This window comes from Kocuria cellulosilytica (genome assembly GCF_040981245.1).
Taxonomy (GTDB): Bacteria; Actinomycetota; Actinomycetes; order Actinomycetales; family Micrococcaceae; genus Kocuria; species Kocuria cellulosilytica.
This window is the reverse complement of sequence record NZ_JAVFWZ010000007.1, coordinates 1-20,536: the sequence shown is the minus strand read 5'-3', so window position 1 is coordinate 20,536 and position 20,536 is coordinate 1. Positions and strand designations below refer to the sequence as shown.

The 20,536-nt window shown below is 73.3% G+C and carries 18 protein-coding genes; 6 read left to right on the top strand and 12 right to left on the bottom strand.

Features of this window, described 5'->3' with window-relative positions:
- The gene (locus RCG67_RS11415) at positions 1-1,956 is read right to left on the bottom strand and encodes an AMP-binding protein (protein ID WP_368826359.1); all 1,956 of its coding nucleotides are present in this window, start codon (positions 1,954-1,956) and stop codon (positions 1-3) included.
- A gap of 220 nt (positions 1,957-2,176) precedes the next feature.
- On the opposite strand from RCG67_RS11415, the gene RCG67_RS11410 reads away from it, so the two are divergent.
- The 4 genes from RCG67_RS11410 to RCG67_RS11395 are packed head-to-tail and all read left to right on the top strand — an operon-like array spanning position 2,177 to position 6,511.
- A complete protein-coding gene (locus RCG67_RS11410; protein WP_368826357.1) occupies positions 2,177-2,854 on the top strand; it encodes a GntR family transcriptional regulator in 678 nt (225 codons plus the stop codon).
- A 53-nt stretch (positions 2,855-2,907) separates the two neighbouring features.
- The gene (locus tag RCG67_RS11405) at positions 2,908-4,428 is read left to right on the top strand and encodes an MmgE/PrpD family protein (protein WP_368826355.1); all 1,521 of its coding nucleotides are present in this window, start codon (positions 2,908-2,910) and stop codon (positions 4,426-4,428) included.
- Positions 4,429-4,431: 3 nt separating this feature from the next.
- Positions 4,432-5,340 carry a methylisocitrate lyase gene (gene prpB / locus RCG67_RS11400; RefSeq protein WP_368826354.1) on the top strand — a complete coding sequence of 303 codons (909 nt, stop codon included), beginning with the start codon at positions 4,432-4,434 and terminating at the stop codon, positions 5,338-5,340.
- A 28-nt stretch (positions 5,341-5,368) separates the two neighbouring features.
- Positions 5,369-6,511, top strand: a complete 1,143-nt coding sequence (locus RCG67_RS11395; RefSeq protein ID WP_368826352.1) for a bifunctional 2-methylcitrate synthase/citrate synthase — start codon at positions 5,369-5,371, stop codon at positions 6,509-6,511.
- A gap of 96 nt (positions 6,512-6,607) precedes the next feature.
- On the opposite strand, the gene RCG67_RS11390 is transcribed toward RCG67_RS11395, so the two are convergent.
- From RCG67_RS11390 to RCG67_RS11345, 10 genes are all read right to left on the bottom strand, one after another.
- Positions 6,608-7,825, bottom strand: coding sequence for a D-alanyl-D-alanine carboxypeptidase family protein (locus tag RCG67_RS11390; protein ID WP_368826350.1), 1,218 nt, complete (start codon positions 7,823-7,825; stop codon positions 6,608-6,610).
- A 206-nt stretch (positions 7,826-8,031) separates the two neighbouring features.
- Positions 8,032-9,081: a site-specific tyrosine recombinase XerD gene (locus tag RCG67_RS11385; protein ID WP_368826348.1), complete on the bottom strand. Its 1,050-nt coding sequence runs from the start codon at positions 9,079-9,081 to the stop codon at positions 8,032-8,034.
- The gene (locus RCG67_RS11380) at positions 9,078-9,731 is read right to left on the bottom strand and encodes an NUDIX domain-containing protein (RefSeq protein ID WP_368826346.1); all 654 of its coding nucleotides are present in this window, start codon (positions 9,729-9,731) and stop codon (positions 9,078-9,080) included. Before RCG67_RS11380 ends, RCG67_RS11385 begins: the two co-directional genes overlap by 4 nt.
- 137 nt (positions 9,732-9,868) lie before the next feature.
- Positions 9,869-11,593 (bottom strand): CTP synthase, encoded by a 1,725-nt coding sequence (pyrG, locus tag RCG67_RS11375; RefSeq protein WP_368826344.1) that lies wholly within the window; start codon positions 11,591-11,593, stop codon positions 9,869-9,871.
- 36 nt (positions 11,594-11,629) lie between these two features.
- On the bottom strand, positions 11,630-13,360 hold the full coding sequence (gene recN, locus RCG67_RS11370) for a DNA repair protein RecN (protein ID WP_368826342.1): 1,731 nt from the start codon (positions 13,358-13,360) through the stop codon (positions 11,630-11,632).
- Positions 13,361-14,434 (bottom strand): NAD kinase, encoded by a 1,074-nt coding sequence (locus RCG67_RS11365; protein ID WP_368826340.1) that lies wholly within the window; start codon positions 14,432-14,434, stop codon positions 13,361-13,363. It lies immediately after the preceding gene.
- A 129-nt stretch (positions 14,435-14,563) separates the two neighbouring features.
- Positions 14,564-15,310, bottom strand: coding sequence for a TlyA family RNA methyltransferase (locus RCG67_RS11360; protein ID WP_368826338.1), 747 nt, complete (start codon positions 15,308-15,310; stop codon positions 14,564-14,566).
- The gene (locus tag RCG67_RS11355; protein ID WP_368826336.1) at positions 15,307-15,576 is read right to left on the bottom strand and encodes a hypothetical protein; all 270 of its coding nucleotides are present in this window, start codon (positions 15,574-15,576) and stop codon (positions 15,307-15,309) included. The genes RCG67_RS11360 and RCG67_RS11355 overlap by 4 nt, the downstream gene beginning before the upstream one ends.
- Positions 15,573-16,577, bottom strand: coding sequence for an HAD-IIA family hydrolase (locus RCG67_RS11350; protein ID WP_368826334.1), 1,005 nt, complete (start codon positions 16,575-16,577; stop codon positions 15,573-15,575). The genes RCG67_RS11355 and RCG67_RS11350 overlap by 4 nt, the downstream gene beginning before the upstream one ends.
- Positions 16,570-17,493 (bottom strand): hypothetical protein, encoded by a 924-nt coding sequence (locus tag RCG67_RS11345; protein ID WP_368826332.1) that lies wholly within the window; start codon positions 17,491-17,493, stop codon positions 16,570-16,572. The genes RCG67_RS11350 and RCG67_RS11345 overlap by 8 nt, the downstream gene beginning before the upstream one ends.
- Between RCG67_RS11345 and RCG67_RS11340 the strand changes: the two genes are divergently transcribed.
- Both RCG67_RS11340 and RCG67_RS11335 read left to right on the top strand, forming a co-directional pair.
- Positions 17,446-18,402: a hypothetical protein gene (locus tag RCG67_RS11340; protein WP_368826330.1), complete on the top strand. Its 957-nt coding sequence runs from the start codon at positions 17,446-17,448 to the stop codon at positions 18,400-18,402. The genes RCG67_RS11345 and RCG67_RS11340 overlap by 48 nt on opposite strands.
- 169 nt (positions 18,403-18,571) lie before the next feature.
- Positions 18,572-19,810, top strand: coding sequence for a dicarboxylate/amino acid:cation symporter (locus RCG67_RS11335; protein WP_368826329.1), 1,239 nt, complete (start codon positions 18,572-18,574; stop codon positions 19,808-19,810).
- A 90-nt stretch (positions 19,811-19,900) separates the two neighbouring features.
- On the opposite strand, the gene RCG67_RS11330 is transcribed toward RCG67_RS11335, so the two are convergent.
- Positions 19,901-20,383, bottom strand: coding sequence for a GyrI-like domain-containing protein (locus RCG67_RS11330; RefSeq protein WP_368826328.1), 483 nt, complete (start codon positions 20,381-20,383; stop codon positions 19,901-19,903).
- Positions 20,384-20,536: the final 153 nt, after the last annotated feature.

Genomic DNA, 20,536 nt, shown 5'->3' with positions numbered 1-20,536 from the left:
TCACCCTTCCCGGGACGGGCGCAGCACCTTCTCGAGGACCTCCAGCACGGAGGGGTCCTCGATCGTCGAGGGCACGGCGTAGTCCTCGCCGTCGGCCATCTGGCGCATGGTCTTGCGCAGGATCTTCCCCGACCGGGTCTTGGGGAGTCCCTCCACGACCGAGACGTCCTTGAAGTCGGCCACCGCCCCGATCTGCCGGCGCACCAGCGCCACGAGCTCCTCCTGGAGCTGCTCCACCGGCAGGTCGGCGCCGGTCTTGAGCACCACGTAGCCCGCGGGCCGCTGGCCCTTGAGCGGGTCCCCCACACCGATCACGGCGCACTCGGCCACCGCCGGGTGCGAAGCCAGGACCTGCTCCATCGCCCCGGTGGAGAGGCGGTGCCCGGAGACGTTGATGACGTCGTCGGTGCGCCCCATGACGTAGACGTAGCCGTCCTCGTCCACGTGCCCGGAGTCGCCCGTGGCGTAGTAGCCGGGGAACGCGGTGAGGTAGGAGTTCACGAACCGCTGGTCGTCCCCCCACAGCGTGGTCAGCGTGCCCGGCGGCAGCGGCAGGCGCAGGGCGATGTTGCCCTCCTCGCCGACCTCGACCGGCCGGCCCAGGGGGTCCAGGATCTCCACCCGGTAGCCCGGCACCGGCACGGACGGCGAGCCGGCCTTGAGGGGCAGCCTCTCGATCCCGAAGGGATTGGCGCAGATGGCCCACCCCGTTTCCGTCTGCCACCAGTGGTCGACGACCGGGACGCCCAGCACCCGGGAGGCCCAGTGGTACGTCTCGGGGTCCAGCCGCTCCCCCGCCACGAACAGGGTCTGCAGGGCGCCGATGTCGTGCCGGCGCACCAGCTCGCCCTCGGGATCCGCCCGGCGGATGGCGCGCAGAGCCGTGGGCGCGGTGAACAGCACCTTGACGCCGTGGTCCTCGACGCGCTGCCAGAACGCGCCGGCGTCCGGGGTGCCCACGGGCTTGCCCTCGTACAGCACGGTGGTGGCCCCGGCCAGGAGCGGGCCGTAGACGATGTAGGAGTGGCCCACGACCCAGCCGACGTCGGACGCGGTCCACATCACCTCGCCGGGGCCGACGTCGTAGATGTTGCGCATGGACCACGTCAGCGCCACGGCGTGCCCGCCGTTGTCGCGGACCACGCCCTTGGGCGTCCCGGTGGTCCCGGACGTGTACAGCACGTAGAGCGGATCGGTGGCCGCGACCGGGACGGGCGCCGCGGGCTCGACGCCCTCGACGGCGCTCGCCCAGTCGAGCCACTCCACGGCGGGCTGCCCGTCGGACCCGGCCCGGCCCCGGGCGTCCTCGACCGTGGTCTCGAACCCGGGGCGCTCGTGCACCAGCACCGTCCCGGGCGCGTGCTCGGCCATCCGCAGGGCCTCCTCGATCGCCGGGATGTACTCGATCCGCCGCTTCGGCTCCACCCCGCCGGTCGTGGTCACCACCACCACCGGCCGGGAGTCGTCGATCCGGGAGGCGAGCTCCTTCGGGGCGAACCCGCCGAAGACCACGGAGTGCACCGCGCCCAGCCGGGCACAGGCGAGCATCGCCACCGCGGCCTGCGGGATCATCGGGAGGTAGATGAGCACGCGGTCGCCCTTGCCCACCCCCCGGGCCGCGAGCGCCCCGGCGAACAGGGCGACCTCGTCCCGCAGGCGGGCGTAGCTGAAGCGCTCCTGGACGCCGAGCACCGCGGAGTCGTAGACCAGCGCGGTGCGCTCGCCGTGCCCGGCCTCCACGTGCCGGTCGAGAGCGTTGTAGGAGGTGTTGAGCTCGCCGTCCGGGAACCAGCGGTAGAGGGGGGCGGTGGTGTCGTCGAGGGCCCGGGTGGGCTCGCGCACCCAGTCCACCGCGCGGGCGGCGTCGAGCCAGAAGCCCTCCGGGTCCTGCACGCTGCGCTGGTAGACCTCCGCGTAGCCCTCGCCGTGCGGCGGTGTTCGGTGGTCGGTGCTCATGGGTCCTCCCGGGGTTGCGGTCCTGCCGGACACCCTAGTGGTGCAGGTCACAGGGAACAAGACCCTTGTATACATTGACGGGGAATCCCCTCAATCACGACCCGCCGCGCTCGCCATCCTGCGCCAACTGTGTATACAATGGAGGGGCATTGTGATGCCTGTCACGCAGGCTCCGCGCCGCATTCCCCGGCGCGGCCCCCGAGAGCGAGGAGGGAGCCCCGTGCGAGCGAGCGACCGCGCCTACGAGGCGCTGCGCGAGGACATCGTCGAGTGGCGGCTGCTCCCGGGCCAGGTGCTCGGCGAGGTCGAGCAGTCGGAGCGCTTCGGCATCTCCCGCACGCCGATCCGCGAGGCCCTGAGCCGGCTCACCGCCGACGGGCTCGCGGAGACGCACCGGGGCCGCGGCGTGGTGGTCTCCCAGGTCTCCCTCGAGGACGTCCGCGCCCTGTTCGAGCTGCGGGAGGCCCTCGACTGCCGGGCCGCCCGGCTCGCCGCCCGGCGCCGCGACCCGGTCGCCTTCCAGCAACTGGCCGCGGAGCTCGAGGCGGTCGTGGCCCAGCTGCACGGGCCGGGAACGGACCGGGCCGGGTACTACGACCTCGTGGAGCGCATGGACCGGGCCATCGACGAGGCCACGGCCAATCCGTACCTGACCGCGGCCCAGCGCTCCCTGCGCCTGCACCTGGCCCGGGTGCGCAAGCTGTCCCGCACCAACCCCGACCGCCTCGCCCGGGCGGCCGCCGAGCACGCCCAGATCGCCCGCGCCGTCGCGGAGGGCTCCGAGGAGCTCGCCGAGGCCGCCACGCGCGTGCACCTGGCCAACTCCCTGCAGGCCGTCCTGACCACCCCTGTCCGCGAGTGGGTCCAGCCCGCTCCCCCGCTCGAGGCCGCCGGCTGAGCGCGGGCACCCCCGATCCGATCCCTGGTCGGTCCCCGATGAGAGGAAAACCCATGACCGTTCTGCACCCCGTGCGCGTCCACCCGTCCAAGGACAACCTGCCCCGGCAGGAGCAGCTGGCCTGGAAGATGGCCGAGGTCGCGGCGGACCCGGTCGAGGTCACCCCGGAGGTGACCGAGATGGTGATCAACCGGGTCCTGGACAACGCCTCGGTGGCGATCGCCTCGCTCAACCGGGACCCGATCGTCTCGGCCCGGGACCAGGCGCTGTCCCACGCCCCGGGTCCGCACGGGACCGGGTCCGCCCTCTACGGGGTGGCCGCCGACCAGCACAAGGTCTCCCCCGAGTGGGCCGCCTGGGCCAACGGCGTGGCCGTGCGCGAGCTCGACTACCACGACACCTTCCTGGCCGCGGAGTACTCCCACCCCGGCGACAACATCCCCCCGATCCTGGCCGTGGCCCAGCACGTGGGCGCCACCGGCCACGACCTGGTGCGCGGCATCGCCACCGGCTACGAGCTGCAGGTGGACCTCGTGAAGGCCATCTGCCTGCACGCCCACAAGATCGACCACGTCGCCCACCTCGGCCCGTCCGCGGCCGCCGGGATCGGCACCCTGCTGGGCCTGGACGTCCAGACGATCTTCCACGCGATCGGCCAGGGCCTGCACACCACCACCGCGACCCGCCAGTCCCGCAAGGGCGAGATCTCCACCTGGAAGGCCCACGCCCCCGCCTTCGCCGGGAAGATGGCCGTGGAGGCCGTGGACCGGGCGATGCGCGGGCAGACCTCCCCCACCCCGATCTACGAGGGCGAGGACGGAGTCATCGCCTGGCTGCTGGACGGGCCGGGTGCGGCCTACGAGGTGCCGCTGCCGGCCCCGGGCGAGGCCAAGGCCGCGATCCTGGACACCTACACCAAGGAGCACTCCGCGGAGTACCAGGCGCAGGCCTGGATCGACCTGGCGCGCAAGCTGCACCGGGAGCGGCCCGAGCTGGCCGACCCGGAGCGGATCGAGCGGATCGTGCTGCACACCTCCCACCACACCCACTACGTGATCGGCTCCGGGGCCAACGACCCGCAGAAGTACGACCCCTCCGCCACCCGGGAGACCCTCGACCACTCCATCCCCTACATCTTCACCGTCGCCCTGCAGGACGGGGCCTGGGACCACGTGGGCTCCTACGCCCCCGAGCGCGCCGGGCGGCCGGACACCGTGGCCCTGTGGCACAAGGTCACCACGGCCGAGGACGCGGAGTGGACCCGCCGCTACCACTCCCTGGACCCGGCCGAGAAGGCCTTCGGGGGCCGGGCCGAGATCACCCTCACCGACGGCTCCACCGTGGTCGAGGAGATCGCCGTGGCCGACGCCCACCCGCTCGGGGCCCGGCCGTTCGCCCGCGAGCAGTACGTCGCCAAGCTGCGGACGCTGGCCGCCGGCGTCGTCGCCGACGAGGAGCTGGACCGGTTCATCGACGCGGCCGAGAACCTCCCGGACCTGGGCGCCGGGCAGCTGGACGCCCTCAACGTCACCGCCGCCGTCGAGCTGCGCACCGGAACGAAGGGAATCTTCTAGACCATGCTGTTCTCCACCACCACCCCCGAGGCCAAGCGGACCGCCCTGCGCGAGATGCTCGCCGGGCCGTCGATCGTGCAGTTCCCCGGCGCCTACACCCCGCTGTCCACCAAGCTCATCCAGGAGCAGGGCTTCGACGGCGTCTACATCTCCGGGGCCGTGCTCGCCAACGAGCTCGGCTTCCCCGACATCGGGCTCACGGCCCTGCCCGAGGTCGCCGCCCGGGCCGGGCAGATCGCCCGGACCACGGACCTGCCCTGCCTGGTCGACGCCGACACCGGCTTCGGGGAGCCCATGAACGTGGCCCGCACCGTCCAGGAGCTGGAGAACGCGGGCCTGGCCGGGTGCCACATCGAGGACCAGTTCAACCCGAAGCGATGCGGCCACCTCGACGGCAAGAACGTCGTGGACCTCGACACGGCCGTGAAGCGGATCCGGGCCGCCGCCGAGGCCCGCCGGGACGAGAACTTCCTGATCATGGCCCGCACCGACATCCGCGGGGTGGAGGGCCTGGGCGCCGCCACCGACCGGGCCAGGGCCCTGGTGGACGCCGGGGCCGACGCGATCTTCCCCGAGGCGATGGCGGACCTCTCGGAGTTCGAGGCGATGCGGGCGGCCGTGGACGTGCCGATCCTGGCGAACATGACCGAGTTCGGGAAGTCGCAGCTGTTCACCGCCGACCAGCTCCAGGACGCCGGGGTGAACATGATCATCTACCCGGTGACCCTGATGCGCGCCGCCCTGGGGGCGATGGAGCGCGTGCTGCAGAGCATCCGCGCCGACGGCACCCAGGAGGCCGCCGTGCCGGACATGCTCACTCGCGCTCGGCTCTACGAGCTGGTGGACTACAACGGGTACAACCAGTTCGACTCCGGGGTCTTCGACTTCGAGGTCCCCGGACTGCACCACTGACCGCACCGACCACGTGAAGGAGACCACCATGACCGAGACCCAGAACGAGGTCCGCAAGGGACTGGCCGGCGTCGTCGCCGACTACACGGCCGTGTCCAAGGTGAATCCGGACACCAACTCCCTGCTCTACCGCGGCTATCCCGTGCAGGAGCTGGCCGCGTCCTGCTCCTTCGAGCAGGTCGCCCTGCTGCTGTGGAACGGCGAGCTGCCCACCGACGCCGAGCTGGCGGAGTTCACTGCCCGGGAGCGGGAGCACCGGGCCCTGACGCCCGAGCTGAAGGCGATCATCGACGCCCTGCCCACCACCTGCCACCCCATGGACGTGTGCCGCACCGCGGCCTCCGTCCTGGGCGCGCAGGACCCGCAGGCCGAGGACTCCTCCCCGGAGGCGAACCTGGCCAAGGCGCAGAAGCTGTTCGCGGCCATGCCGGCGGTGGTGTGCTACGACCAGCGCCGCCGCCGCGGCCAGGACGTGGTGGAGCCGCGGGCGGATCTGGACTACTCCGCGAACTTCCTGTGGATGGCCTTCGGCGAGGAGGCCGATCCGAAGGTGGTCGAGGCGTTCAACACCTCGATGATCCTCTACGCCGAGCACTCCTTCAACGCCTCCACCTTCACAGCGCGGGTGGTGACCTCGACCCTGTCGGACCTGCACTCGGCGGTCACCGCCGCGATCGGCGCGCTCAAGGGTCCGCTGCACGGCGGGGCCAACGAGGCCGTCATGGAGACGTTCGTGGAGCTGGGCATCCGCAAGGAGGAGTCGGCCGCCGACGCCGAGGCCCGCGCCAAGGCCTGGATGGACGAGGCGCTGGCGGCGAAGAAGAAGGTCATGGGCTTCGGCCACCGCGTGTACAAGCACGGGGACTCGCGGGTGCCGACCATGAAGGCGGCCCTGGACACGATGATCGAGCACTACGGCCGGGACGAGCTGCTGGGCCTGTACAACGGGCTCGAGAAGTCCATGGACCAGGCCAAGGGGATCAAGCCCAACCTCGACTACCCGGCCGGTCCCACCTACTGGCTCATGGGCTTCGACATCCCCACGTTCACGCCGCTGTTCGTGGCCGCCCGGATCACGGGCTGGACCGCCCACATCATGGAGCAGGTGGCCGCCAACTCCCTGATCCGCCCGCTGTCCGAGTACAACGGCCCCGACGAGCGCCACCTGTAGCACGGCGCCGAGAGAGGGGGGCGGGTCCGCGGACCCGCCCCCCTCTCCTGCGTGCCCCCGTCCGCAATGGTGCGCGGCGGCCGGGACCGGACCGGCTCAGTAGGTGGGCGCCGCGGGCAGCCCCATGTAGTGCTCGAGCGTGGGGATGTCCTGGTCCACCATGCCGGTGGCCACGTGCACCCCGACGTAGCGCAGGTGCCACGGCTCGTAGGCGTAGCCGGTGGTCGCCGTGCGGCCGCGGGGGTAGCGCACGATGAAGCCGTGCTCGTGGGCGTGCTCGCGGGCCCACGCCCCGGCGGGGGTGTCCTCGAAGCAGCTCTGCAGGGCGCACTGCCCGCTCGGGTCCCCGATGTCCATGACCAGGCCGGTCTGGTGCTCGCTGTGCCCGGGACGGGCCGAGATGAGATCCGCCTGCGCCTGCCCGTAGAGCGCCACGTAGTGGCGGTAGAGACCGTCCTGCGTGGCGTAGGAGCGGTAGCCGCTGACCGCCGTCATGGGAGCGCCGTCCGCGGCGGCCTCCCGCTGCATCCGCCGGAACGCCGCGGCGGCGTCCGACCGCAGGAGCTGCCCGCCCACGGACTCGAGGGGGCGCGGCACGTGATCGGCGGGGTCCAGGGGGCGGCGCTTGTTGACGACGACGTACACCGACGCGGCGCGGTCGATCTCCCGGGCCACCCGGGTCCCGGCGCCGCGCGCCCAGGTGATGGACCCGCGCTGGAAGGACTGCCGGCAGCCGCTGCCGGAGCAGGACTCCGCCGAGACGGGGTAGCCCAGGGCACCGTGCTCCGCGCCGTGGCGCAGCCACGCCGCCCGGATGCCGCCCACGGTGGGGTGGGCTCCGCTCGGCCGCGACCACAGCACGACCCCGCCCTCGAAGGCCTGGTAGCAGCCGGCGTCGCGCAGCCCGCAGACCTCACGGCCCACCGGGTAGCCCAGCCGGCCCCGCTCGTAGTCCTGCGCGGCCCACGCGGCACGGATCGCGCCCCACGTGGGACGCGCGCCGGTCCGCGGCGACCAGTGGATGGTCCCGCGCTCGAACTTCTGGTAGCAGCCGTCCCGGACGAGCCCGCAGCGCTCGGGGCCCAGAGCGCTGCCGAGACGGCCCTCCGCTCCCCCGAGCCGCTGGTGCTCGGCCTGGATCGCGGTGGCCCCGAACGCCGGGGTGCCGAGTCCCGGGAGCACCAGTCCCAGTGCGCAGAGCAGCACGAGCAGCATCCGGCGCGTCCGTCCGGCTCTCCCCGTGGTCCGCAGCGTGTCCTGCTCCGGGCCCTGCTGTGTCTCCTGCCGCGTGTTCTGCCGCGTGTCGTTGCGCATGACGTCCCCGTCCGTCCGCCCGAGCGGGGCGCCCGAGCGTGCGTCCAGGCTAGGCCTCCGGCCGGTCTTTCCGACAGCACCGACCGGTGTGTGACCGATCGGCGACGGGCCGCCGGGACGGGCGGCGGCCCCCGGGCGCGGGGACCGGCAGCGGCCCCCGGGCGCGGGAACGGAGGACAGCTGCCGGGTGAGGAAACGGACGACGGCTATCGGGCGCGGGGATGGGCGGCGGCGTAGACCTCCCGCAGGGAGTCGACGGTCACCAGGGTGTAGACCTGCGTGGTGCTGACCGACGCGTGGCCGAGCAGCTCCTGGACGACGCGCAGGTCGGCTCCGCCCTCCAGGAGGTGGGTCGCGAAGGAGTGCCGCAGCGTGTGGGGGGTGATCCGATCGCCCAGCCCCACCCGCTCCGCCGCGCTCTTCACCGTGGACCACGCCGTCTGGCGGCTGATCCGCCCGCCCCGGGCGTTGAGGAACAGCGCGGGAGTGCCGCGCCCCTTGGCGGCGAGCGCCGGCCGGCCCCGCACGAGCCAGTCGTCCACGGCGCGCACGGCCCAGGAGCCGAGGGGCACCATCCGCTCCTTGCCGCCCTTGCCGAACAGCCGCACGAAGGGCATGCCCGCGCCGGTCTCCTCCGGCTCCCCGCCCCGGCGCACGGCCCGGGAGAGGTCGTCGACGTCGAGTCCGGTCGCCTCGGAGATGCGCGCCCCGGTCGAGTAGAGGAGCTCGAGCAGCGCCCGGTCGCGCAGCTGCTGGGGGGTCTCGGTGCCGGTCGACTCGAGCAGCGCGGTGACCTGCTCCACCGGGACGGCCTTGGGCAGGCGCATCCCGGGCGTGGGCGGCGGGACGGGCGCGGCGGGATCCGTGCGCGTGAGGCCCTCGAGGGCCCAGAAGCGGTGGGCGCCCCGGACCGCGACGAGGCAGCGCGCGGCGCTGCGGGTGCTCAGGGGAGCCCGGTCCTGCGACCCGGCCGAGAGGTCCCGGAGGAAGTCGCGCACGTGTCCCGTGCCGATGCCCTCCGGGGTGGTCACGGGCGGGTCCGTGCGCTCCCGCAGGTGCTCGGCGTAGCGGCCCAGGTCCCGCCGGTAGGCGGCCAGCGTGTTGGCGGCGAGGCCCCGTTCGACGGCCAGGTGCTGCAGATAGCGCTCCAGTGCCCGCTCGAGGGCGTCCCCGGGCGTCTTCCCGGCCCCCTCGGCCGTGGCGCCGCCGGCCGGGACACCGCCGGCCGTGGCGCCACCGGCAGGGCTTCCGGTCACCGGAGGTCGGGGTGGCCGGGCCACGGGGAGTCGGCCGGGCGCAGCGACCGGTAGTCCTCCGACCGGGCCGCGTGGGCGGCGAGGATCCCGATCACCGCCGCGGGCGAGTTCAGGCGGCCCTCCAGCACCGCCCGCACCGCGCCGTCGAGCGGCACCCACGCCCCGTGGATCTCCGCCTCCTCGCCGTCGCGCTCGTGGAGCTCGTGGTCGGGGACGTCGCTCAGGCCGCGCGCCAGGAACACCCGGTTGGCCTCCGAGGAGGAGCCGGGACTGTTGTGGAAGTCCACGAGGACGTCCCAGCGCTCGGCGCGCAGGTCGGCCTCCTCGGCGAGCTCCCGCTGGGCCGCCGCGGCGGGGTCCTCCCCCTCGACGTCCAGCAGGCCCGCGGGGATCTCCCACATGGTCATCCCGACCGGCCGACGGTACTGGTTGATGAGGAACACCTCGTCCTGGTCGTTCAGCACGAGCACGGACACGGCGCCGGGGTGGGTGATGTAGTCGCGCCGGAGGGGGTCCTCCCCCCGGGCGAGCTCGAACTCGTCCCGCCGGACGTCCCAGATGAACCCCTCGTAGACCGTCTCGGAGGCCACGGTGCGGCGGTCGCTGAACCGGTCGGAGAGCTCCTCGGCGGTGAGGTGGCGGATGTCCATGGGGATCCTTTCCGGGGAGGTCCGCCCGCCGCTCGGCGGCGGGCGGGGCTGGCGGCGGGGGGGGGACGGTGCAGGCGCCGGTCCCCGGGAGGACGCGGCGCCTGCACCGTGCTGCCCGTGCGGTGACGGGCGCGGGCTCAGCGGCCCTCGGCCTCGCGGCGCTCGAGGGCGGCCTTCACGAGCCCGTCGAACAGCGGGTGCGGGCGGGTCGGGCGGGACATGAGCTCGGGGTGCGCCTGGGTGCCCACGTAGTACGGGTGCACGTCCGCGGGCAGCTCCACGAACTCCACGAGGGTGCCGCCCGGGGAGGTCCCGGAGACCACGAGGCCCGCCTCCTCGAGACGCTCACGGTACTCGTTGTTGACCTCGTAGCGGTGACGGTGGCGCTCCTTGACCTCGGTGGAGCCGTAGGCGCCGGCCACCACGGACCCGGGCCGCAGCTGCGCGTCGTAGAGGCCCAGCCGCATGGTGCCGCCGAGGTCGCCGGCGCCCTGGACGAACTGCTTCTGCTCGTCCATGGTCGCCACGACCGGGTACTCGGTCTCGGGCTCGAACTCCGTCGAGGAGGCGCCGCCCAGTCCCAGCTCCGTGCGGGCGTACTCGATGACCATGCACTGCAGTCCCAGGCACAGGCCGAGGGTCGGGATGCGGTGCTCCCGGGCGAAGCGCAGGGTGCCGAGCTTGCCCTCGATGCCGCGGATGCCGAAGCCGCCGGGGACGCAGATCGCGTCGACGTCGCCGAGCTCGCGCTGGGCGCCCTCCGGCGTCTCGCACAGGTCCGAGGCCACCCACTTGATCTTCACGCGGGCGTCGTTGGCGAAGCCGCCGGCGCGCAGGGCCTCGGAGACCGACAGGTAGGCGTCCGGCAGGTCGATGTACTTGCCGACCATGGCCACCGTGACGAAGTGGGCGGGCTCGTGCACGGCCTTCAGCAGGCGCTCCCACTGCGCCAGGTCGGCGTCGCGGTAGTCCAGGCCCAGGTAGTCCAGGATGTACGTGTCCAGCCCCTGGGAGTGCAGGGTCCGGGGGATGTCGTAGATGCTCGGCGCGTCCGGGCAGGAGATCACGGCGTCGTGGTCGACGTCGCAGGCGTTGCCGATCTTGCGCAGCATCGTGTCGGGGACCTGCCGGTCGGAGCGCAGCACGAGCGCGTCCGGCTGGATGCCGAGCCCGCGCAGGGCGGCCACGGAGTGCTGGGTCGGCTTGGTCTTCAGCTCGCCCGAGGGGCCGATGTAGGGGATCAGCGACACGTGCAGGTAGAAGACGTTGCGGCGGCCGACGTCCTGGCGGACCTGCCGAGCCGCCTCGAGGAACGGCTGGGACTCGATGTCGCCGACCGTGCCGCCGATCTCGGTGATGATGATGTCCGGCTGGTCGTCACCCTCCGCGCGGCGGCGCATGCGGTTCTTCAGCTCGTCGGTGATGTGGGGAATGACCTGGACGGTGTCCCCGAGGTACTCCCCCCGGCGCTCCTTGGCGATGACCGTGGAGTACACCTGGCCGGTGGTCACGTTCGCCGAGGCGTCGAGGTTCTCGTCGAGGAAGCGCTCGTAGTGGCCGATGTCGAGGTCGGTCTCCGCCCCGTCGTCGGTCACGAAGACCTCGCCGTGCTGGAAGGGGTTCATGGTGCCCGGATCGACGTTGAGGTACGGATCCAGCTTCTGCATCGTCACGGAGAGCCCGCGTGCCCGCAGCAGCATCCCGAGGGACGAGGCGGTCAGGCCCTTGCCGAGGGAGGAGGCCACGCCGCCCGTCACGAAGATCTGGCGGGTCACCTTGCCCGGTCGCTGGTTTTCGGTCTGCTGTGCGCCGGCCTCGCGGGCGGCTTCGTTTGCATTCACCACGGAATTCGACCCTATCATTCTTGTCCTCCCGGGACGTCGGTTGCGTGCTGGGGATCACCGTGCGGAGGCGTCTCGGAGCACCGCCCCGCGGACCAGTTCCCGGGCGTGCTCCCGCGCCGCCGCGGAGTCCTCGTGGCCCGCGAGCATGCGGGCGAGCTCCACCACGCGCTCCTCCTCGTCCAGCACGCGCACGTCGCTGACCGTGGCGTCCGGGCTCTTGGTCACGAGGATGTGCTGATCGGCGAAGGCCGCGACCTGCGGCAGGTGCGTCACCACGAGGACCTGGACGTGCTGGGCCAGCATCTTCAGCCGGCGGCCGATCTCCACGGCGGCCTTGCCGCCCACTCCCGAGTCCACCTCGTCGAACACGAACGTCGGCACGGGGTCCACAGCGGCGAGGACCACCTCGATGGCGAGCATGAGCCGGGACAGCTCACCGCCGGACGCCCCCTTGCCGAGGGGCCGCGGCGCGGCGGCGGCGTGCGGCTTGAGCAGGAAGGCGATCTCGTCCCGCCCGTGGCCGGAGAACTCCTCCGTGGGCTCGACCTCGATGACGAGGGAGGCGTTGGGCATGGCCAGCGCCGTCAGCTCGGAGCTGACGGCGGCGGAGAGCCGGTCCGCCGCGTCCCGGCGCCGTTCGGTCATCCGCGCCGCCAGCTCGCTCAGCTCCGCGTGCAGCTGCTCGAGCCGGGCGCGGAGCTCCTGCTCCCGGGCCGGGTCGTCGGTGAGCTCGTCGAGACGCGCCCGCGAGCGCTCCGCCCAGTCGAGGACCTCGTCCACGGTGGCGCCGTACTTGCGGGTCAGCGCCTTGAGCTTGGCCCGCCGGGCCTCCACCTCCGCCAGGCGTGCGGGGCCCTCGTCGTCGAGCCCGGAGGCGTAGCCGGAGAGGTCCGCGGCGATGTCGTTGACGAGCACGGCCAGTTCGGCGACCCGCCCGGAGAGCTCCTCGAGCTCCCGGTCGGAGCCGGCCTCCTGCTCGAGGGCCCGGTGGGCCGCCGCCACGAGGGCGGTCGCGTCCGGGGTGTCGCCGTCGGCGAACTCCCCGCCGCTGAGGGCGGCGTGGGCCGTGAGCGCGGCGGCGCGCAGCTGCTCGAGGTTCGTCAGCTTCTGGCTCTCCTGGTCCAGGCGCTCGTCCTCCCCCGGCTGCGGGTCCACGGCGTCGATCTCCTCGAGGGCGCCCTGCAGGCTCTGCGCCTCGAGGGCGCGCTCACGGCCGTGCTCGGTGACCTCGCGCAGGGTCTGCTGCACCGAGCGGTACTCGGTGAGCCGCTCGCGGTAGCGGCGCAGCTCCGCGGCCAGCTCCTCCCCCGCGTACTGGTCCAGGGCGTGCCGCTGGGCGGCCGGGGACTTCAGCCGCAGCTGGTCGGACTGCCCGTGCACGGCCACCAGGGTCTGGCCCACCGCGGAGAGCGTGCCCACCGGTGCGGAGCGGCCACCGACGTGGGCACGGCTGCGCCCCTCCGCGGTCACGGTCCGCGCGACGGTGACGAGGGCCTCCTCGGCGTCGCCGACGGCCTCGACGTCGACGGCCCCGCCGGCGTCCTCGACGAGGGCCGCGGCGGGGTGGCCGGCCGGGACCCGCACGACGGCCTCGGCCACGGCCCTGGGCGCCCCGGAGCGCACGGCGCCGGCGTCGGAGCGGTTGCCCAGCAGCATCCCGAGGGCCGTGACCACCATGGTCTTGCCCGCGCCGGTCTCACCGGAGAGGATGCTCAGCCCCGGGCCCAGGGGCAGCACGGCGTCGGTGATGACGCCGAGGTCGTGGATGTGGATCTCCTCGATCATTCAGCCGGCCTCCCCGGTCTCGGCCCGGGAGCGGCGGGAGGACGGGGCGTCCGGTTCGTGGGGCATCTCGTGCCCCACCGTGGACTTCTGCGGCTCCTGCGCCCGCCCGCCGGCGGTCCGGTCGCCGCGGACCGTGGGCAGGGCCGTGGTCCGCGCCGCGGCCGCCTCGTGCGGGGGCACCGGGCCGCGCCAGCCGCTCGTGGGCAGCTCGAACTTCTTCACGAGCCGCTCCGAGAAGGGGGTGCGGTGCATCCGTGCCAGGTTGACCGCCTTCGGGGAGCGCACCACCTCGATCCGGGAGCCGGGCGGCAGCTCGGTGGTCCGGCGGCCGTCGCACCACAGCACGCCGCGGGCGTCGGTGCGGGTGAGGACCTCGACGGCCATCATCGAGTTCGGGGAGATGACCAGCGGCCGGGAGAACAGGGCGTGGGCGCTCAGCGGCACCATGAGGAGGGCCTCGACCTCGGGCCACACCACGGGCCCGCCCGCGGAGAACGCGTAGGCGGTGGAGCCGGTCGGGGTGGCGAGGACCACGCCGTCGCACCCGAAGGTGCTCAGCGGTCTGCGGTCCACCTCGATGACCACCTCGACCATCTTCTCGCGGTCGCCCTTCTCCACCGAGGCCTCGTTCAGCGCCCAGGTGTGCAGGACCTTCTTCTCGTCCTGCCACACGGTCACGTCGATCGTCATGCGCTGCTCCACCGTGTACCGCCCGTCCACGATGGCCTCCACGGACTCGCGGAGGTCGGAGCGCTCGCTCTCGGCGAGGAAGCCCACGTGCCCCAGGTTCACGCCCAGCAGCGGGGTGTCCACGCTGCGCACCAGCTCGGCGGCGCGCAGGATCGAACCGTCCCCGCCGAGCACCATGACGAGCTCGATCTCCCGCAGGGAGACGTCCTCCTCGATGACCTCCACGGGCGCGAGGGGCACGGCGTCCTCCTGGAGCGCCTCGAGATCGTCCCGGGAGATCACCGGCACCAGGCCGGCCTCGTGGAGCTGCAGACAGGAGTCGCGGGCGGCGTCCTTGGCCTCTTCCCGGCCCATGTGGGCCATGACCAGGATCTTTCTGCTCACACCGGGTCCTCCCGTTCTCGACTGCTCGGTGCACGCGGGCGTCGTCGTGGCCGGGACCGGACGGTCCGTGGCGCGCGCCGTGCCCGCGGACCGGGCACCGCTCACCACACTACGCGAGGGCGGGGACACTCAGGACGGCGGATCCCGGCGGCACCACAGGAAGAACTCGTGGTTGCCGTCCTGGCCCGGCAGCGGGCTGCGCTCACGACCCAGGACCGAGAGCCGGTGGGTCCGGGCCGCGGCGGCCACCGCCTCGACGGCCCGGGCCCGTTCCTCCTCGCTGGTGACCACCCCGGTGCGCGCGAGCCGGTCGGCACCGACCTCGAACTGCGGCTTGACCATCAGCACGAGGTCCCCGCCGGGCACGGTGGCGGCCGCCAGCGGCGCCAGGACCAGGGTCAGCGAGATGAAGGACAGGTCGCAGACCGTGAGCTCCGCCGCGCCGCCGATGTCCTCCGGCCGCATCCAGCGCACGTTCATGCCCTCGAGCACGCGCACCCGGGGGTCGGCCCGCAGCGCGGGATCGAGCTGGTCGTGGCCGACGTCCACGGCGACCACCTCCCGGGCGCCCCGGCGCAGCAGCACGTCGGTGAAGCCGCCCGTCGAGGCGCCGGCGTCGAGACACCGCTTGCCCGCCACGCCGATGTCCGGGAACGCGGCGAGCGCCCCGGCCAGCTTGTGCCCGGCCCGGCTGACGTAGTCCGGGGCCTGCGCGGGACGGACCTCCAGCCGGTCCTCGGGGCCCACCCGGACGGAGGGCTTGGTCGCCGGCCGGCCGTTCACGAGCACCCGGCCCTCGCCGATCCACCGGGCGGCGACCGTGCGAGAGCGGGCCAGCGCGCGCGCGGTCAGCTCCTGGTCCAGCCGGGAGCTCACCGCGGTCCCGCCTCCTCCTGTCCGGTCCCCGGACGGGGCACGAGACCCGCGGGAACAGTGCCCGGCTCCGCCTCGAGCTCGGCGACGAGTGCCGCGTGCAGCTCCTCGTAGCGCCCGGGATGCTCCGCCACCGGCAGCGTCTCCAGCTCCACGGCACGCTCGAGCACGGCGTCCACCCCGTGGTGACCGGTCGGACGCAGAGCTGCGCCGTCCTCCCCGGTCCCGTTCTCCCCGGCCCCGTGCGAGGGCACCGGCCGTCCGGTCATGCCGAGGGCTCCCACTCGGGCTCGGGGACCACCGGGACGTCGGAGTCGGGGTGTGCCGCCCACCAGGCGGCGCACCCGGCCCGCCAGGCGTCGAGATCGTCCTGGGCGCCCCGGATCCGCAGCCGCGCGCCGTCGGTCACGGCCTCCGCCGCTCCGCAGCGCGCGGTGTGCTCCCGCTCCGAGGACACGACCTCGACCTCGGGGTACGGCTCGAAAAGCTCGTCCAGGGTGCCGACGACGTGGTCGGGGCGCTCCGCGGTGCAGGCGGCGAGGATCGTGTGCACGGTGTCCACGCCGGTGAGGACCGCGATCGTCGAGAAGCCGGCGGCGTTGCCGCCCCGGATGTCGGTGTCCAGCCGGTCCCCCAGCACCACGGGCCGGGTGCTGCCCGCCCGCTCCGCGGCGGTGCGGAAGATGGGCGCCTCCGGCTTGCCGGCGACGACCGGCGGCCGCGCCGTGGTGGCCGCCACCGCGGCCACCAGGGTGCCGTTGCCGGGGGCCAGGCCGCGGGCCTGCGGAATGGTGCGGTCGGTGTTGGTCGCGACCCACAGCACGTCGGGGTCCGCCAGCGTGTACGCGGCCTCGGCCAGCTCCGCCCAGCCCAGGCCGGGGTCGAAGCCCTGGATCACGGCACGGGGCGCGTCGGACTGGGCCCGGACCGGGACCAGCCCGGCGTCCGCCACCACGTCGGCCAGGGCCTGCGACCCCGTGATGAGCACGGCGGTGCCGGCCGGGACCCGCTGCGCCAGGAGCTCGGCGCCGGCCTGCGCCGCGCTCACGACGCCGTCCGACGTCGTGGGCACCCCGAGATCGGTCAGGTGCTCGGCGACCGTCGCCACGGAGCGCGAGGCGTTGTTGGTCACGAACACCACGGGCACGCCGTCCGCCGCGATCCTCCGCAGGATCTGCGGAGCTCCGGGGATGGCGTGGGGACCGGCGTAGACGACGCCGTCCAGGTCGCTCAGGACGGCGTCGAACCGGTCGAGCAGCCGCTCAGCCATGCTCCGGGCCGCCGTCCGCGCCGCCGTTGCCGTCCGCGTCGTCGAGGTCCGCGAGCTCCGCGTCGTCGTCCGGGTCGAGATCGGCCTCGGAGCCGCCCTCGAAGTCGTCGTCGGGGTCCAGGTCCTCCTCACGGTCCGTCTCGTCCTCCTCGTCGTCCGGCTCCTGGTCGGAACCGTCGTCGAGCACGTCGTCCGACTGGTCGTCCCCGTCGTCGAGATCGTCGCCGACGCCGTTCCCGGTGCCGACGCCGGGAGCGCCCGCGGCCGCACGGGTCGGGGCCTGGTCCTGGGCGGGCTCCTCGACCGGCTCCTCGGCATCGGCCAGGACGACACCGGCGGCCGGCACCTGCTCGGTCTCGTCCTCGTCGTCGAAGTCGATGATCTCCGGCTCGGCGAACTGCCCGGTTCCGAGAGCGGCCTCGGCCACCACGGCCTGCCGGTCCCACGTCAGGGCCTCCCGGTCCCTCCCGACGCCCCGCAGGGCCTCGGCGTAGGCACGGAACAGCCGGGGGCTGTAGGCGAAGCCCCGGTTCTTGTCGAGCTGCGGAATGGTCAGTGCTTCCACCGCCCCCTGGGCGTCCCCCTGGTCCCGCCGCATGCCGGCCAGGACGATCGCCAGTTCCACCTTCTCGCCGGGCTCGAGGGACTGCACGGCCTCCGACGTCGCCAGCTCGACGGCCTTGTCCAGGCGCCCGAGGGCCCGCTCGCAGTCCACCATCAGGGGAAGGTGGATCTCGGCGCCGGTCATCCGGCGGAACGTGCGCAGCTCCTTGAGCGCCAGCGCGAAGTCGCCGGCCTCGTAGGCCGCGATCCCCGTGGCCTCCCGCACCGCGGCGATGCGGCCTCCGCGCCGTCCGGCGGCCTGCGCGTGCTCGAGGGCGAGCTCGGGCGCGTCGAGCAGGTAGCGCCCGGCCATGACCAGGTGCTTGGCGACGGCCTCGGCGTTGCGCGGTTCGAGCGCCCCCAGCTGGGCTCGGGTGGGCTTGTCGAGCTCGCGGCCCGTGACGTCGTCGTCGACCTCGGGCGCACGGTGACGGTGGGTCGAGACGTCGTCCCGGTCATCACGCCGGCCACGGTAGCCCTCGGTGCGGTCCGGGAAGCCGGCGCGGTGGTCACCGCGCGGGGCGTAGCCCCCACGGCGGTCGTCCTGACGGTCGTCACGACGACCCGGTCCACCGTAGCCTCCGCGCCGGTCGCCCTCACGGCGGTCGCCCTCACGCCGGTCACCACGAGGGGCGTAGCCTCCACGGCGGCCGTCCTGACGGTCGTCACGACGGCCGCGGTAGCCCTCGCCCTCACGACGCGGACCCCGCTCACCCTGCCGCTCATCACGACGCTCGCCCTCACGCCGGTCACCACGCGGAGCGTAGCCACCGCGGCGATCGTCCTGACGGTCGTCACGACGGTCGTCACGACGGCCCGGGCCACCATAGCCTCCGCGCCGGTCGCCCTCGCGCCGGTCACCACGCGGAGCGTAGCCCCCACGGCGGTCGTCCTGACGGTCGTCACGACGGCCGCGGTAGCCCTCGCCCTCACGACGCGGACCCCGCTCACCCTGCCGCTCATCACGACGGTCAGCACGCGGGGCGTAGCCCCCACGGCGATCATCCTGCCGGTCGTCCCTGGGCCTGCCGGTGGCACCGCGCGCGCCGTAGCCGCTCCGGTCGCCGTCGCGCGCGTCGCGGGACGGGCCGCGTCGTCCGTCGTCGGGCCGCCCCCGGGACGGCGATCCGGAACGGTCACCCTCGCGTCCCGCTCCTCCGCCGGGCCGACGGTCGCCGGATCTTCCGTTCCGACGCTCGTCCCGGGACCCGTGCTGGAATGACTCGGACACGTACCGCTCCTCTGTGCCGACGCAGTGCCGGTCGGCTCTCGTGGATGTCGGCGGTGTCCGGAAACGGTCCGCCATGCTGATCGTCCCCATTGTATAAGCAGGCCCGGGGCCACTCCGCCCCGATTCGTTCCCGGCTGCGCCCTCGGCGGATGATGGACCCATGACCAAAAAACCCCTCACGTCCCACCTCCTGGTGCGCGTGCTGGTCGGGATCGTCCTCGGCATCGCCTGCGGTCTGTTCTTCCCCGAACCGGTCGCCCGCCTCTTCCTGACGTTCAACGGACTCTTCAGCGCGTTCCTCGGTTTCCTCATCCCCTTGCTGATCGTCGGGCTCGTCACACCGGCCATCGGCGACCTCGGCCGAGGAGCCGGCAAGTGGTTGGGCGTGACCGCCGCCATCGCGTACGCCTCCACCGTCCTCGCCGGCCTCCTGGCCTTCCTCGTGGCACGCGCCGGCTACCCGTGGCTGCTGGGCGGGGAGCGCGAGCTCGACGCGCTGGCCAGTCCGGAGGAGAGCGCCCTCACCGGCTTCGTCACCCTCGAGATGGAACCCGTGTTCGGCGTCATGACAGCACTCCTGCTCGCCTTCTGCCTGGGCGTGGGCATCACCCTCATCCCCGGAAACACCCTCCACCGGAGCATGGACGACCTGCGGGGGATCATCATGCGCATCGTGGAACTGGTCATCATCCCGCTCCTGCCCCTCTACATCTTCGGGATGTTCATGGGACTCACCATGAACGGGCAGATCCTGGTGGTCGTCTCCACCTTCTCGAAGGTCGTGCTCGTCGCCCTGGCCCTGTCCGTGCTGCTGCTCGTGGCCCAGTACGTGGCCGCGGGAGTCTACGTGGGCCGCAACCCCGCCGTGCTGCTGAAGAACATGCTCCCGGCCTACGCCACTGCGCTGGGCACGTCCTCCTCCGCCGCGACCATCCCCGTCACCCTCCGGTGCGCGGAGGTCAACGGTGTCCGCCCGCCCGTGGCCGGATTCGTGGTCCCGCTGAGCGCGACGATCCACCTCGCAGGGTCCACCCTGAAGATCGTGCTCTTCTCGGCGGCCATCATGACCATCACGGGAACACCGATCGACGACCTGACCTACGTGGGCTTCATCCTCATGCTGGGCATCACGATGGTCGCGGCCCCCGGCGTCCCCGGCGGTGCGATCATGGCCGCCGTCGGTCTGCTCCAGGGCATGCTCGGCTTCGACGAGACCGCCGTGGCCCTCATGATCGCCACCTACATCGCCATCGACTCCTTCGGCACCGCCACGAACGTGACCGGGGACGGCGCCATCGCCGTGGTCATGAACAAGCTCATCGGCGAGCGGGCCGTGAGCGAGGCCGACAGGGTGGCCTCGCCGGAGCGGGAGCCCGCGGACACTTCGCTGCGCCGCTGAGCCGGCAGCTGCCCGTCCTGCGCCACGAGGAAGGCCCCGACCGGACGGTCGGGGCCTTCCTCGTGGCGGGTCCGTACGGCCCTCCGGAGATCACTCACGCAGTGCCCAGTGGAGCTCGGTGCGCATGGCCGCGGGGTCGTCCCCCGGCCGGGGCTCCGTCACGTAGACCTCCCACATGATGTCGCCCAGCCCGAGCCCTTCCCGTTCCGCCCACTCCGCCAGGTGCTGCCAGGACCGTCCGAGGTCGTCGTAGTTGCCGCGGTGCACGGACGACGCCGTACGGGACGCGCGCAACCGGCCCGGTACGACCGACCCCCGGGCTGTGACCGGCCGCGTCACGGGGAAGCCCACGTCGAGATGGACCGTTGCCGCCGGGACCCCGTGGTACACGGCCATCGGAGGCCCGGACGGCACGAAGGCCCCGTCGGCGATGGCACGCCGCAGGTCGTCGAACGCCCGGTCGAAGAATGCCCGCAGTTCGCTCATGGCGACCGTCCCCGTCACCACGGCCGTGGACTGCTCCTGCTGTTCGGTCACCCGCGGGGAATCTGCGTCCTGGTCCGTCGTGTCCATGCCCGCATTATGCGCCCGCTTCCGGACTCGTGCGCGTATGACAGGACGATCCCGGGTCTCGATGCCGATCGAGGTCGTTAAATGCGGGGAGCCCCCGCACGGTGTGCGGGGGCTCGACCCTGGTGGTGTGGTCCGGCGGTGTCCTACTCTCCC